At 66.8% G+C, this 14,551-nt stretch carries 11 protein-coding genes; 4 read left to right on the top strand and 7 right to left on the bottom strand.

The genetic code is table 11. From position 1 onward, the window contains the following. The 3 genes from recC to RMO57_RS05775 form a co-directional block, all read right to left on the bottom strand. On the bottom strand, positions 1-3,028 hold a 3,028-nt coding region (gene recC / locus RMO57_RS05785), incomplete at its 3' end, for an exodeoxyribonuclease V subunit gamma (protein ID WP_310385051.1). Between the two features lie 30 nt (positions 3,029-3,058). Continuing rightward, complete coding sequence (locus RMO57_RS05780) at positions 3,059-5,689, bottom strand: hypothetical protein (RefSeq protein WP_310385050.1); 2,631 nt, start codon at positions 5,687-5,689, stop codon at positions 3,059-3,061. A 75-nt stretch (positions 5,690-5,764) separates the two neighbouring features. Continuing rightward, on the bottom strand, positions 5,765-7,036 hold the full coding sequence (locus tag RMO57_RS05775; RefSeq protein WP_310385049.1) for a hypothetical protein: 1,272 nt from the start codon (positions 7,034-7,036) through the stop codon (positions 5,765-5,767). A 97-nt stretch (positions 7,037-7,133) separates the two neighbouring features. Here RMO57_RS05775 and alkB point away from each other — a divergent pair, with 97 nt between their 5' ends. Together alkB and RMO57_RS05765 are read left to right on the top strand one after the other, a co-directional pair. Continuing rightward, positions 7,134-7,772 carry a DNA oxidative demethylase AlkB gene (gene alkB, locus RMO57_RS05770; RefSeq protein WP_310385047.1) on the top strand — a complete coding sequence of 213 codons (639 nt, stop codon included), beginning with the start codon at positions 7,134-7,136 and terminating at the stop codon, positions 7,770-7,772. A gap of 1,009 nt (positions 7,773-8,781) precedes the next feature. Further along, positions 8,782-9,774, top strand: coding sequence for an LLM class flavin-dependent oxidoreductase (locus RMO57_RS05765; protein WP_310385046.1), 993 nt, complete (start codon positions 8,782-8,784; stop codon positions 9,772-9,774). A 155-nt stretch (positions 9,775-9,929) separates the two neighbouring features. Here the strand turns inward: RMO57_RS05765 and RMO57_RS05760 are convergent, their stop codons facing one another. Then, the gene (locus RMO57_RS05760) at positions 9,930-10,970 is read right to left on the bottom strand and encodes a 2-hydroxyacid dehydrogenase (RefSeq protein ID WP_310385044.1); all 1,041 of its coding nucleotides are present in this window, start codon (positions 10,968-10,970) and stop codon (positions 9,930-9,932) included. Between the two features lie 111 nt (positions 10,971-11,081). On the opposite strand from RMO57_RS05760, the gene RMO57_RS05755 reads away from it, so the two are divergent. After that, positions 11,082-12,137 (top strand): alkene reductase, encoded by a 1,056-nt coding sequence (locus RMO57_RS05755; protein ID WP_310385042.1) that lies wholly within the window; start codon positions 11,082-11,084, stop codon positions 12,135-12,137. An 86-nt stretch (positions 12,138-12,223) separates the two neighbouring features. Here the strand turns inward: RMO57_RS05755 and RMO57_RS05750 are convergent, their stop codons facing one another. Beyond that, entirely contained in the window at positions 12,224-13,177 is a 954-nt protein-coding gene (locus tag RMO57_RS05750) for a DedA family protein/thiosulfate sulfurtransferase GlpE (RefSeq protein WP_310385040.1), read from the bottom strand. 29 nt (positions 13,178-13,206) lie between these two features. Continuing rightward, entirely contained in the window at positions 13,207-13,488 is a 282-nt protein-coding gene (locus RMO57_RS05745; RefSeq protein WP_310385038.1) for a DUF427 domain-containing protein, read from the bottom strand. A gap of 59 nt (positions 13,489-13,547) precedes the next feature. Here RMO57_RS05745 and RMO57_RS05740 point away from each other — a divergent pair, with 59 nt between their 5' ends. Further along, entirely contained in the window at positions 13,548-13,790 is a 243-nt protein-coding gene (locus RMO57_RS05740) for a hypothetical protein (RefSeq protein WP_310385036.1), read from the top strand. Here the strand turns inward: RMO57_RS05740 and RMO57_RS05735 are convergent. After that, the coding region (locus RMO57_RS05735) for an NAD(P)/FAD-dependent oxidoreductase (RefSeq protein ID WP_414896377.1) at positions 13,787-14,551 on the bottom strand (765 nt) is incomplete at its 5' end. The genes RMO57_RS05740 and RMO57_RS05735 overlap by 4 nt on opposite strands.

Here is a 14,551-nt window from a genome sequence, read left to right as displayed (position 1 = left end):
GCTGCCCGCCCAGGGCCTGGCTGTGCAGATCGGTCAACCAATCCTCAAAAACCGCCTCAGCCCCGCTGGGCTCGAAGGGATAGCGCAGCAACTCCTTCGGCGCCGCCACCGGATAGAGCGCGCGCAGTTCAAGCCAGGCCTGCAACATCGGCGTTAGCGTGGCCACCAGCTTTTGCTCGACCCGCCGGCCCTGCTCGGCCATCGGCAGGCGGCCGGCCCGGCGCAGGCGGGCGGCATGCGCGGCCACGCGGTCGGTCAGGTCTTCATCGGCGGACAAGCCCACCAGCAGCTCGTCCAGCAGCTCCCGCAGCATCGAATACTCCAGCAGGCCGGCGACGGCAAAGGCCTCATCGTCCTCGGTCGCCTGCTCGGCTTGAGCAAACTGCACCAACAGCCGGTGCTTGAAGAATGCCTTGACGGGATTTTTCAAAAAGGCACTCAGCGTGGCGACGTTCAGGGCCTGCTGAACTTCGGGCGCTTCGGCGGTAACAGCCGCGGCAGCCAAGTCCGGCCCACTGTGCGCATCGCGCCACTCGCGCGCATAGGTGAACAGGGCCGGCGTCACACCTTCAAAGTAGCGCCGGCTGAAGGCTTGCAGCGGGTGCTCGGTAGTCAAGGGCTTCAACACCTCGTCGCCCCAGCCGGCGCCCAGATAGTCGCGCAGCTGAGCGACCAGCACCGAGGGCGGCTGCTCGCTGTTGTCGCGCACGCTGCGGCCGCTCCAGCTGATGTAGAGCTTGGCCCGCGCGGACAACAAGGCCTCCAGAATCAGCTGCCTGTCGTCATCGCGGCGCGAGCGGTCGCCGGGGCGCGCCAGGCCGGGCAGGCCCATCAGATCAAAGTCGTTGCGGCTGGCACGGCGCGGGTAATCGCCATCATTCATGCCCAACAGACAGACCACCTCGAAGGGCACGGCCCGCATCGGCAGCAGGCTGCAAAAGGTCACGCCGCCGGCCTTGAAGCGGCGGTTCAGCGTCGGCGTATCCAGGCCGGCCAGCCAGGCCTCGCGCACCACGGCCAGCTCGATCGCTTCCTCAAAGCCGGCCAAGGCGCAGACCTCCAACCAGGCACTCAAGCTCGTTTGCAGGGCCGCCAGCGTCAAGCTTTCGGTCTCGTTGCTGGGCAGGAAGAAATCGCTGATCAATTGGCGGCCGCGCTCGGCCCAATCCAGCGGCGTGGCCAGCGTCGCGGCCAGGCGCCACCAGGCGTCCAGCGCGGCGCCCAGATCAGCCAGTGAGCCGGCCAGGCCCGCGCTCAAACCGCCCACCTCGGCGTAGGGCTGAATGCCCTGGAACGCCGGCCCCTCGCCGCTGGCATAGCCCAGCAGCATGCGGCGCAGGCCAAACGCCAGGCTATTGGCCTCGCCGCAGGCGGCCAGCCCCATATCGGCACGCTGCTCAAAATTCAGCCCCCAGCGGATGCCGGCGCCCTCCATCCATTGCTGCAGGCGCGGCAAGTCCTCGGGCTGCAGGCCGAAGCGCGCGGCGATCGCCGGCACTTCCAGCAAGGCCTGCAGCTCACTCAGGCGGCAGCGCTGCTGCGGCAGACGCAAGAGCCATTCCAGCGCGACGGCCAGCGGATTGTTGGCGCGCTCCTTCAGGTCGGCAATGTCATAGGGAATGAAGCGTTTGTCGCTGCTGCGCGCGTACTGGCCAAAAACCGAACGGATCGCCGGCGCGAAGGTTTCGATGTCGGGCACCATCACGACGATGTCTCTCGGCGTAAGTGGGACCCCCACCCGAGCAATACTCGGGCGGCCCCCCGAGGGGTCCAAGTTGTCCTTGGGGCGGCCCGGCGGACAACTTGCAAGGGTTTGCTCCCCGTCAGCCAGCAGCGCCAGCAACTGGTCATGCAAGATCTCGACCTCGCGCTGGGCGCTGTGGGCGATGTGGAAAACGATCGACTTGTCCGTCGCGGCGACCGCCGGCCGCGGGTGCTCCGCCAGCGGCGTCAGGTCGCGGATATGCGCTTGCACCTGCGCCAACAGAGAGTCGCCCGGCGCCTCATCGAACAGATCGACCTTGCTGACCTGGAAGCGCTCTTGCGCCTGCAGCACATCATCAAATTGGTCCAGCTGACGCACAAAATCGCGCCCCTGGCGGCCCCAACTGGCCAGCAGGGGGTGGGCATGGGCATGCATTTCCTCCAGCGACAGCGCCGCCAGGTCCAGCCCTTGGCGCAAGGGCTGGCGGCGGCGCTGCGCGCGCAGCAGCTCGCGCCCGTCCATGATGTCGGCCCAGTGGTAGCGGCAGGGGTTGGGGATGGCCAGCACCACCTGGCAATTCCCTGCCAGGGCGGCCAAGGCCTGCAAGGTCTGCATCGGCACATGGGTCATGCCGAACAAGATAACGCGCCTAGCCAGCGGGCTCACGGGTGTTTGACCGCCCTGCACCGCCGCCACAAAGCGCTGCTGCAGTTGCGGCCGCGAGCCGCAGCGCTCGGCCGGACTCAGCGGCGCTTGCAGCTCGCGCCACAGCGCCGCCTGCCAGCGCTGATCGGCCGGCAGCTCGGCCGCGGCGTCGCTATGGCTGAGCTGCGGCAGTACATCACGCCCAGCACCCCACGCATCCAACCAGTCACTTCGATAGACCTGGTATTGGTCGAACAAGTCGGCCAAGGCGGACGCCAGTTGCAGCCGCCGCTCCATGCCGCCCAGCCGCAAGAACCCCGCCAGCGGCTCAAAACCGGGCCGCTCCATCAGCTCGGGCAGCAGGCGCATCAGGCTCCAGGTGAGTGGCAACTTGTCCAGCCTTGAGAGCGCCGGCACCGCCTCAAAGCCCAGCATCTGCCGGTAGCTGCGCCACAAAAACCGCCCCGGCAACTCGACCCGGGTGGCGGCGCAGATGCCGTTTTGCTCGGCCAGCGTCATCTTCAGCCACTCGGCCACGCCATTGCTCTGGACCAGAAAAATCTCTTCCTCCAGCGCGCCCAGCGGCTGGCGGCGCAGCCACTCAAACACCGCCTCGCCGAGCAGCTCGGCGCGGTTGCCATGCAGGACCAGCAGCCCTGGGGTGATCGTCGTTGTCATCTGTGTGGGGATTCGCTGAGAGGTCGCGGATCAGCGCTTGGCGGGATTGGCGGGATGAGGGGGATGGCCAAGATCAAGCTCGTCTTGCGGACGCGGCCGGCGCTGCGCATCAAGCGCCTCGCGCAAGGCCGCGCCCGGCTGCCAGGCGGGCTCCGCCGGGGCCGCCTGGCGCGCCGTGCCGGCCACCTGCGCCAGCAAGCCGCCCAGGTCCAACAGGCCGTCGGCCTGACTCAGCGCCGGCGCGGCCACCTTGGGCATGTTGATGCTGGCCAGGTCCAGCTCGGGCAGCGCCGCGGCACGCGGCAAGTCAACCCGCAAAAACGGCGCCGCCTCCAGTTTGGCTTGCGCCTCGGCGCGAGCCTTGGCCTGGGCGCGGCGTTGCGCCTCGGCTTGTGCTTCAGCCTCGGCTTGAGCTTGAGCTTGAGCTTGAGCTTGAGCTTGAGCTTGAGCTTGGGCTTGGGCTTGGGCAGCGGCTCGTTGTTCGCGCGCGACTTGCTCGGCCTGGCGCTGCTGCCGCTCCGCCTCAAGGGCTGCAGCCGCCGCGGCAGCCTCTTGCTCGGCATGGGCCAGTGCCAAGGCCAAGACTTGAGCCTGCGCTTCGGCCTGGGCCTGGGCCCTTGCGGCAGCTTCCGCTAGCGCATGCTGAGCTTGCTGTTCTGCACGGGCCCGCGCCATCGCCTCATCTCGCTGCTGCGCAACTTGTCGCTCGCGGGCCCGTTCCTCGTCCGTGACGCGCTGCTGTTCAACCAGCTTGGCCTGCGCCAATGCAAGCGCTGCAGCCGCCTCGGCCCGCTCACGTTGGGCCTGTTGCTCGGCCAAAACTTGGGCCAATGCCGCTTGTCGCTGTTGCTCGGCGATGCGCTGCTGCGCGGCCGCATGCTCCGCCGCGGCGGCTTGCTGTTCCCGCTCAGCCTGTGCCTTGGCTTGGGCTTGGGCTTGGGCTTGGGCTTGGGCTTGTGCCTGTGCCAACGCGATCGCAGCAGCCTCGGCGCGCTGCCGCCGGGCAAGCCGCTCGGCTTCAAGCTTGGCGCTGGCCTGGGCCTCGGCCTCGGCTGCGCGTTCGAGCCGCAACCGCGTCTCTTCAGCGGCGGCTGCGGCCTGGCGTTGTTGAGCGGCTTGCTTGTTGTCGGCCGCCAGCTTGGCCTGTAGCTCAGCCTGTGCCTGTGCCTGTGCATGTGCCTGCGCCAACGCGATCGCAGCAGCCTCGGCGCGCTGCCGCTGGGCAAGCTGCTCGGCTTCACGCTTGGCCTTGGCTTCAGCTTCAGCTTCGGCTTCAGCTTCAGCTTCAGCTTCGGCTTCGGCTTCGGCTTCGGCTTCGGCTTCGGCTTTGCGTTCGAGCCGCAAACGCTTCTCTGCGGCGGCTACTTCAGCCTTGCGCTGCTGAGCGGCGTCCTTGTCGGCCGCGAGTCTGACCTGTTGGCGGGCCTTGGCGGCTTGTTCATCTTGCTTCTTGAGCGCCTTCGCCGCAGCCGCTTGCTGAGCAGCTGCGGCCGCGATATGCCCCGCCAGCGCTTTGGCCGCAGCTGCGGCTTGCTTGTGCATCGCTTTGTCCAGCGCCTTGTCGAGTGCTTCCTGCTTGGTCGCCGCTTGCTTGGCCCGCGCGGCAGCTTCGACGGCAGCCCGCCGAGCCGCGATGGCTGCGGCAGCCAAGGCTTGCTCATTGGCTTGGCGTGCAAGTTCTTGTTGCCTGAGCGCCTGCTGCTTGGCGCGCTCCAAGGTTGCCGCTTCGGCGGCTCGTTTGGCCACCAGTTCGGCCAACAGTTCGGCCGCCAACTTGGCCGCCAGGACCTCAGCCGCCGCCCGCTCAGCCGCCGCTGCTCGCGCCTGCTGGTCCAGCAAAGCCTGCGCCGCCGAACTGGCTTGCTCGGCCGCGAGCTGCCGGGCTCGTGCCTCGGCGGCCAAAACCTCAGCGGCCAATTTCTCTGCGGCCAACTGTGCAGCGGCTGTTCGCGCGGCAGCTAGTTGCTCGGCAGCTATTTGCTCGGCAGCTATTCGCTCGGCAGTCAAGCGCTCGGCAAGCAAACGATCAGCTGCCAATCGTTCGGCCGCAGCTCGCTCAGCGGCAAGCGCTTGCGCGACTCGCAAAGCCTCGACTCTGGCCTCTTCAGCGGTGCGCAATTCGGCCGCTTCCAATTCAGCGGCTTGCACTTCAGCGGCTTGCACTTCAGCGGCTTGCGCGGCCGCTACCTTGGCGGCTTGTTCTTCGGCCGTTTTTTGCTCGGCTGCGGCGCGCTTTTTGCGGCCCTCGGCCAGCCGCTCGGCGGCAAGGCTGGCTTGCAGCGCGGCGGCGGCGGCCGCGCGTTCGAGCTCATCCAGCTCATCCAGCTCATTCGCCTCGTTCAAGGCCTGATCAGCTTCGGCCGCTGCGGCCAAATTCAGCGGCGGCGCCTGCGCCGAGTGGCGTTCACGCACATCCTCGACATCGGTGACGTCATGCATATCCCAGCGCCCGCCGCCGGGCCGCTGCCCTGCGCGCTTAGCCGCCGACGCCGTGGGTTCAACCACAAAGGCGGACGGGGCGGCGGGGCCGGACTTGACCGCGCTATTGGCATTCAGCGTCGCCTGCGAGATCGACAGATCCACCGGCTTGTCGCGTTCGCGCAGCTTTTCGGTGAATTCCTGAAGAATCGAATTGGGGTCAAAACCATCGGGCGCCGTCATGCGCGCATTGTGCCCGGCCTGCCGAGGTGAAACGCAGCCGCCGAGCCTCAATCCCCTGGCCGAAGGGGTTAGGACTTACCAGCGGCAGCCCTTGTTATTGGAACGGGCAGCGTCCAGCGCCAGCGGCACCACGGCCAACAGCCCGAGGGCTTCGCCGTAAGCCTTGCGGCAATCTTCGCGGGCGGCTTTTTCCATGTCTTCACTCAGCTTGGACTTGCGATCCGGCGGCGTCGGCAGCAGGTCCAACACCCCGCTGGAGCCGCGGCTCGACAACTCACCGCCCCGCGGGCGCGGCAAATTGAGATTCAGACGCGGCAAATTGGCCGGCGTGGAAGCCGGCGTGGCCACATCAACACCCAGGCGCGGCCCGGCCTCGGGCGAGCCCTGCCGTGGCGGCATCGGCGCCGAACCGGGCGCAGCGGCATTGGTGTTTGGGCTGGTGTTTGGGCTGGTGTTTTGGCTTGGCGACTGCTGAGCGCCTGCGCTTGGCTGCGCGGCCACGGCGGCCGACTGCAGGGCTGGGGCTGGGGCTAGGCTAGGGGCGGCTGCCGTCGCAGGCATGGCCTGCACCTCATTGCGCGCTTGACGACTGAGCTCAAGCGGCGCGGCCATTTGCTTCTCGGCTTCGACGGCCGGCGCGGGTGCGGGGGCCAAGACCACAGGCTGAGCATCAATCGGCATCACAGGCGCGAGGCCGGGCTCAGTCGGCAAAGCCGGCAAGGGGCTGGGCAGTAGCGCCGCTGGCTTGCTGCGGCTCAGGGCGACAGCGCCAGGCGGCGCCAGCACCGACACCGTCGCGGTCGGCAAGGGCGCTGCCTCCAAGGGCGCCGACGGCAGCGCTGCCGGCGCCAGCGCCAGCCCGGCCGGGCCAAGCGGCCGCACCCGCGCCAGCGCGGCGGGCGCGCTTAGCATAGGCGCCGGATCGGCAGGCGTCGGCGTTGGTGGCATGGGCGCCGCATCCAGTGCTTGCTCGCTCCAAGCGCCCACTTTGGCGGCGCCCGGCGTCGTCGGCAGCGGGGCCTTGGGCGTCGTTGCCTGCAGCGGCCGCACCGCGCCGCCCACGCGCGCTTGCCGCGCCTGGCCGACCGGCCCGGCGGGGACGGCCGTCAAGGCCGACCTGGAAGGCGCCGCGCCGTCGTCGAGTTCGCCTTGGCCAGCTTTAGCGCCGGTCAAGGTCACATTGAGCCGCCCCCAGACACCGTCGCCGGGCCGCGCTGTGCCGGTCGCATTGCCCAGCATCAGCACCAACCAGAGGTGCAAAAGCGCCGCCAGCAGCAGGCTTTGGCTGAGCTGCGGGTTGCCGGCGAAGGGCGGCAGCGCCGAACGGGTGGAGGGCTTGAGGAACAATGTGCGCTGGGCAAGAGCTGAAGCAAGCTCCAGTCTACTTGGACGCTTGGACGGCGCGTAAGCTGATGGTGCCGCCGCCCCCACTCACCTCCTCCACATGACTGCCGACCTCTTCCCCCCAGACCCGGAACTCAGCCTGGCACCCGGCGCCCTGCTGCTGCCCGGCTTGGCGCTGGACCAAGCCGGCGCCTTGTTGGACGCCGTCGATGCCGTCACCGGCGCGGCGGCGCTGCGCCAGCTGCACACACCCGGCGGCCAATTGATGCAAGTGGCGATGAGCAATTGCGGCGAATTGGGCTGGGTGTCGGATGCGCGCGGCTACCGCTATCAGGCGCTGGATCCCCTGACCGGGCGGGCTTGGCCGCCGATGCCGGCGCTGATCAAGCAACTGGCCGCAGCGGCGGCGCTGCGCGCCGGCTTTGCCGACTTCGACCCCGACGCCTGCCTGATCAATCGCTATCTGCCCGGCAATCGCCTGAGCCTGCACCAAGACCGCGATGAGCAAGACTACAGCCAGCCCATCGTGTCGATCTCGCTGGGCCTGCCCGCCGTTTTTTTATTCGGCGGCCTGACGCGTGCCGACAAAGCGGCCCGGCTGACGCTGCAGCATGGCGATGTCTTGGTCTGGGGTGGCCCATCCAGGCTGCGCTTTCACGGCGTGCTGCCGCTGGCCGATGGCCTGCACCCGCTGCTGGGCAGGCAGCGCATCAATTTGACCTTGCGCCGGGCCCACTAGCGCCCGTCCATCAAGGCCGCAAAGTTAGCGCCGCTCGTGCGCATTCTCAGCCTTGAGCTCGCTGCGCTAAGTCGGTGGCCCGGGCGCTGTGGCCGCTCTGTGGCCGAAGCCGCCACTGGGAATTGGCCTTTGGCAGCCATTGCGCGAGGCCTGGCCCATTCGCCCAGTCTCCCACTCGCCCACTCTGCATTTATCCCTTTCATCCCCTTCATCCTGGCAAAAAATTCTCCCGTCGCAGTGCATCAATCTTGGCCTAGCTAAGGATTTAAGAAGGGCTCAAGCCAGGAAGAAAACCGAGCCAGGATGGAGGGGATAGAGGGGATAGAGGGGATAAGAAACGACCCTTGCCGCGCTTTCGGCACAGCTTCGGCTGAGCGGATTTTCATTCCGGCAGCCGCGCGGCCGAGTGGGGCTCTGGGCACTTGCGCAGCCCTTAAAAGCAGATGAAATCAGATCGACGATATCGACTTTTGACTGGCTTTATCACAGCGGAACGAGTGGCCACATTCAATCGGAACAGGTGGCTAAATTCATCGGAATACTCAAGACAGCTCCTGCGGGTCGGGCACGACTTGTTGCGCGATGGTTCCGCCGCGCAAGTCCTTGTCGAGGGCTTCCTGCAGCGGTTCACGGCCGGCAAAGGACAAGGGGTAAAACCGCCCGCCATAGCGGCCTCGGCGCGGCCTTGCTCATCACCATCGTTCAGCCTATGACGATGGCGCCCGTCCAGACCTATCCGGTCGCAAGACTGCGGCATGATGCTGTGCCTCAAGGCCGCTCGCCTTGTTAGTTAGCTGAACGGACAACACTCCATGGACCTCAAACTCTCAGGTCTCAAGGCGGTGGTGACCGGCAGCCAGCTTTGTGGCCGGAGCAAACTGGTATGTGAACGGCGGCTCGGTCACCCATGTGCAGATTTGAGCCGTACGAAGACGGGGTGATTGCCAACCAAGCTCCGCCGAGGACCGCCGCGGACCGCCGAGGACAGCATTAGGCCTAGACTAACCCCATGACAACGCTCTCCGTACTTGACCTCGCCCCAATCGTCGAAGGCAGCAACGCCGCTGCCGCGCTGGCCAACAGCATCGCCTTGGCCCGCCATGCCGAGCGCTTGGGCTACCGGCGCTTTTGGGTCGCCGAGCACCACAATATGGACGGCATCGCCAGCTCAGCCACGGCCGTCGTGATCGGCCAGTTGGCCGCCGCCACGCAATCGATTCGCGTCGGCTCCGGCGGCATCATGCTGCCCAACCATGCGCCGCTGGTGATTGCCGAGCAGTTCGGCACGCTGGCTACCTTTTTCCCCGGTCGCATCGATCTGGGCCTGGGCCGTGCGCCCGGCACCGATGGGCCGACGATGCGGGCGTTGCGCCGGCATTTGAGTAGCGCAACCGAAGACCGCTTCCCCGAAGATGTCATCGAGTTGCAGAGTTACTTGGCGCCGGAGCGCGCGGGTCAGGTCGTGCGCGCGGTGCCGGGTCAGGGCACCGAAGTGCCGATCTGGTTGCTCGGCTCCAGCCTCTACAGCGCCCAGCTGGCGGCCTATCTGGGCCTGCCGTTTGCGTTCGCCTCGCACTTCGCGCCCGAGCAGCTGATGCAGGCCTTGGAACTCTATCGCGGCCAGTACCGGCCCAGCGCCAAGCACCCGACGCCCTACGCGATGATGGGCATCAACATCATCAGCGCCGCCACCGACGCCGAAGCGGCCACTTTATTCACCTCGCTGCAGCAGCGCTTTTTGGGCATGCAGCGCGGCCAGCGCGGCCTGCTGCCGCGCCCGGTGGAGAGCATGGCCGGCTTGTGGAGCGCACCGGAGCAGGCGGGAGTAGAGCGCATGTTGGCCGAATCCCTGGTCGGCTCGCCCGCCACGGTGGCCGCGGGCTTGCGCGCCACCCAAGCCCGCACCGGCGTGGACGAATTCATCGTCGCCTGCGCCGTGCATGACGCGCAGGCCAGGCTGCGCTCCTATGAGTTGCTGGCGGAAGTGGGGCTGCCTGGCTGAGCCAGATCAGCACCCATCCCCTTCATCCCCTTCATCCTGGCTCAAATTTCTTGCTTGTATGGCCCATCGGCGGGGGTATTTTTCAGCCTGGATGGAGGGGATAAAGGGGCTGAAAGAAGCTGATTTGATGAGCGGCCTGACTGCGAGATGACTTGTCATTGAGGCTTGGCCGGCTCCAGCTTGATCTCGTCGCTGAGGGCTTCGCCATTGGCAAACTGGGTCACGCTGCGGAGGGTGGTTTCACAGATGGTGCCGATGGCCTCCTCGGTGAAGAAAGCCTGGTGCCCGGTGACGATGACGTTAGGGAAGGACAGCAGGCGCTGGAACACATCGTCCGAGATGATGCTGCTGGACAGGTCACGGAAGAACAGATCGGCCTCTTGCTCGTAGACATCCAGCCCCAGGCCGCCAAGCTGCCCGCTCTTCAGCGCTTCAATCGCGGCCTCGGTGTCGATCAAGCCGCCGCGGCTGGTATTGATCAGCAAGGCGCCGCGCTTCATGCGCCCCAGCGTCTCCTGATTGATGATGTGCTGAGTCTCCGGCGTCAAGGGGCAATGCAGCGAGATGATGTCGGCACGCGCGCCGATGTCGCCGGCGCCGACATAGCGCGCACCCAGGTCCAGAAAGGCCTGCGAAGGGAATTTGTCGTAGCCGATCACCGCGCAGCCAAAGCCCCGCATGATGCGCGCGAACACCAGGCCGATCTTGCCGGTGCCGACCACGGCGACCGTCTTGCCGTGCAGATCAAAGCCCATCAAGCCATCGAGTGCGAAGTTCGAATCGCGGGTGCGGGCGTAGGCGCGGTGCACCTTGCGGTTGATCGCCAGCAGCAGCGCCACCGCATGTTCGGCCACCGAGTAGGGCGAGTAAGTCACCACCCTGACGACCTTGAGCCCCAAGGCCGCCGCGGCGCTGAGGTCGACATTGTTGAAGCCGGTGCAGCGCAGCGCCAGCAGCCGGGTGCCGCCGGCCGCCAGGGCCTGCAGCACTGCGGCATCGCACCTGTCATTGACGAAGATACACGCCACCTCATGCCCGGCCGCCACCGCGACGGAGTCCAGGTCCAGCGGCGCATCGAAAAAATGCAGCTGATGACCGGCCTGTGCCTGTGCTTCGGCCTTGGCATCGGCCTTGGCATTGGCCGCGCTCAGGAACTCACGGTCATAGCGCTTGGCGCTGAATACGGCAATCTTCATTCTTCACTCCCCAGTTTGCTTCCCAGCTTGGCTGGACATGACCTTGCGTGATACCCGCGGGTCGCCTTGATGCTATCTTCCATCCGCCTTCTTCATCGCCACTCAAAAACCATGTTGTTCACACCCTTGCAAGCCGGCGCGTTGACCCTTCCCAATCGCATCCTGATGGCGCCGCTGACCCGCGCCCGCGCCAGCGCCGGCCACCTGCCGAACGCCATGATGGCCGAGTATTACGCGCAGCGCGCCAGCGCCGGGCTGATCGTGACCGAGTGCACCATGATTGCCGCCGGCACCTCGGCTTTTGCCAGCGAGCCGGGCATCTACAACGCCGAACAGCTCGAGGCCTGGAAGCAGGTCACCGCCGCCGTCCATGCCAAGGGCGGCCGCATCTTTCTGCAAATTTGGCACGCTGGGCGAGCTGCGCATCCGGCCCTCAACCAGGGCGCAGCGACCGTCTCCTCCAGCAATATTGGCCTCAGCGGCGAGACGCAAACGCCCGAGGGCAAGCTTGCCAACGTCGCCCCGCGCGAGCTGCGCATTGACGAAATCCCGGCGCTGGTGCAAGCCTATGCCGAGGCCGCCAAGAACGCGCTAGCGGCCGGTTTCGACGGCGTCGAAGTGCACGGCGCCAACGGCTATCTGATCGACCAGTTCTTGCGCGACGGTGCCAATCCGCGCAGCGACGCCTATGGCGGCAGCATGGAGGGGCGCGCGCGCTTCTTGTTCGAGGTGCTGACCGCCGTCTGCGCGGCCATCGGCTCGGACCGCGTCGGCCTGCGTTTGTCGCCGTTGAACAGCTATAACGATATGAAGGACAGCGACCCGCTGGCCCTGACCGCCTTTTTGGCCGACCGCCTGAACAGCTGCAAGCTGGCCTATCTGCACCTGATGCGTGCCGACTTTTTCCAAGCCCAGACGGGCGACGTGATGACGCCGGCGCGGGCGCATTACCAGGGCTTGCTGATCGGCAATATGGGCTATAGCGGCGCCGAGGCCGAACAAGCGATCAGCGCCGGCAAGCTCGACGCCGTCGCCTTCGGCACCGCCTTCCTGGCCAACCCCGATTTGCCGGCGCGGCTCCAGGCAGGCGCCGCCTTGAACGCACCCGACGCCAGCACCTTCTACACGCCAGGCCCCAAGGGCTATACCGACTACCCGGCTTTGTAAGCGCGACCACAAGCGCCAAGCCAAGCCGGGCCAAGCCGAAGCCTTGAGCCTGCACACGGCCGCCGAGCACGCTGGGCCGATAGCTGTCAAGCGCCGCTAGGGCCGCTATGGCTGCCCGCCACGGCCCGCCCGGCCAGCACCCAGCCGTCCAGCCCTCCCACCATGGCGCGGGCACCGGTGATGCCTTGCTCGGCCAACACCGTCACGGCCAAGGCGGCGCTGACCTCGTTGGGGCAGTTGCAATACAGCACCAGATCACGATCACGTGGCAGGCTGGCGGCCTGACGCTTCAGCTGATCAAGCTCAAGCAGCAAGGCGCCGGGAATGTGACGTGGGTCGACCGCACGCCCGCCGGCGGCGCGCACGTCGATAAAGACCGGCGCCGCGCCGCTGTCCTGCAGCGCCGCCGCCTCGGCCACCGTGATGCGCCCGCCGCGGGTGCGCCGCGCAAAGCGGCGGCGCTGCCACAGCCGCCGCAGAACCAGGCCGACGACGATCAGGCCCAAGGCGGCCAACGCAAGCAGGCCGGCACCGGCCAGCATGTCCAGCACCTGCTGGATCTGGTCGGACAGCATCAGACCCAAGAGCAAAAAAGTGCCGCTCCACAGCAGACCGGCGACGAAGTCATAGGCAATGAAACGCCGCCAGCTAAAGCCCAAGGCCCCGGCCATCGGTGCTGCCACGACCGAGACACCGGGAAGGAATTTGGCCGCCAACAAGGCCTGGCCGCCCCAACGCAGAATCAGGCCCTCGCTCTGGCGCACGCAGGCGTCGGGCGACAGCGAGATGCGGCACAGCAGCTTCATGACCCGATAGCCATGGCGCCGCCCGGCCACAAACCAAATCACATCGCCGCCGATATTGGCCAGCACCGCCGCCACCAGCGCTGCCATGCCGGACAACTGCCCCTCGGCCGCCAGCCCGCCCACCACGACCAACATCGGCGCCGCCGGCAGCGGCAGCCCGGCGCGCGCCGCCAGGGTCACCAAGAAGACCAACAAAACGCCGTGCGCCGTCAGCAGCTCAATCAGTTCGTGCATGGGATCCCGTCATACTCCGCCCCGCCGCCTCATGCCTGCACCTGCACTCCTTTCCAGAATGCGTAGTGACCCTTGATTTCAGCGGCAGCCTCGGTCGGCTCGGGGTAGAACCAGACCGCGTCCGGATTCATCTCGCCGTTGACGAACAGGCTCAGGTAATGGGCTTGGCCCTTCCAGGCGCAGCCGGTGCGGTGGTTGCTGAAGGTCGTGTGCTCGCGCTTCAACGACTCGGGCGGGAAATAGTGATTGCCCTCGACGATCACGGTCTTGTCGCTCTCGGCCACGACCACGCCATTCCAAACTGCTTTCATCTTGACTCTCCTGCCAGTAACCACACTGCGCGGACTATAGGACAGCCGACAATAGCCCCGTGAAACGCTACCACTCCCACCTTGATCGCGACATTTTTGTCACCTCCGGCTCCGCCAAGGACCTCAGCCCCGGCGCGTTCGGTATCTGCGCCATCGACGGCGGCGCGCAAGGCTGGTCGGTGGTTCATATCGGCCCGGACGGCGACGCCGCCGACCTCGGCGGCGAGTACTATTTCGCCACGCCCGAAGAAGCGCTGGCTTTCTTGAAGGAGCTGATCGAGATGCTCGCGGCGCAGACCTAGCGGGCTTGGCTCGCCAGCATTGCCGCGCCTAGCGCCTCGGCCACTTCGATGCCGTCCACACCGGCCGACATGATGCCGCCGGCATAACCCGCCCCTTCACCGGCCGGGTAGAGGCCTTTGACGTTGAGGCTTTGATAGTCGCGGCCGCGCGTGATGCGCAGCGGCGACGAGGTGCGCGTCTCGACACCGGTCAGCATCGCGTCGGCCATGGCGAAACCCTTGATCTGGCGCTCAAACGCCGGCAGCGCTTCGCGGATCGCCTCCAAGGCGTAGTCGGGCAAGCTGCCCTTGCCCTTTTGCTGCAGGTCGGTCAGCGTCACGCCGGGCTTGTAGGACGGCTCGACGTTGCCAAAAGCGCTGCTGCGCTGGCGCTTGATGAAGTCACCGACCAGGGCGCCCGGCGCCTTGTAGCCACCCTCGCCCAACTCGTAGGCGCGGCTCTCCCAGATGCGCTGGAACGCCATGCCGTCGAGCGGGTTGACGGGGCCGTCTAACTTGCCGTCTTGGCGGTAGTCTTGCGGGCTGATGCCGACGACGATGCCGGCATTGGCATTGCGCTCATTGCGCGAATACTGGCTCATGCCGTTGGTGACGACCCGATTCAGCTCGCTGGTCGCCGCCACCACCGTGCCGCCGGGGCACATGCAAAAGCTGTAGACCGAGCGGCCATTCTTGGCGTGATGCACCAGCTTGTAGTCGGCGGCACCCAGAATCGGATGGCCGGCACTGGCGCCGAAGCGGGCCGCGTCGATGATGCTTTG

The sequence above is a fragment of the Roseateles sp. genome, assembly GCF_031397715.1.
Classification (GTDB): Bacteria; Pseudomonadota; Gammaproteobacteria; order Burkholderiales; family Burkholderiaceae_C; genus Paucibacter_A.
Note: the sequence above shows the minus strand (reverse complement) of the source record. Positions and strands in the feature narration are given on the sequence as shown.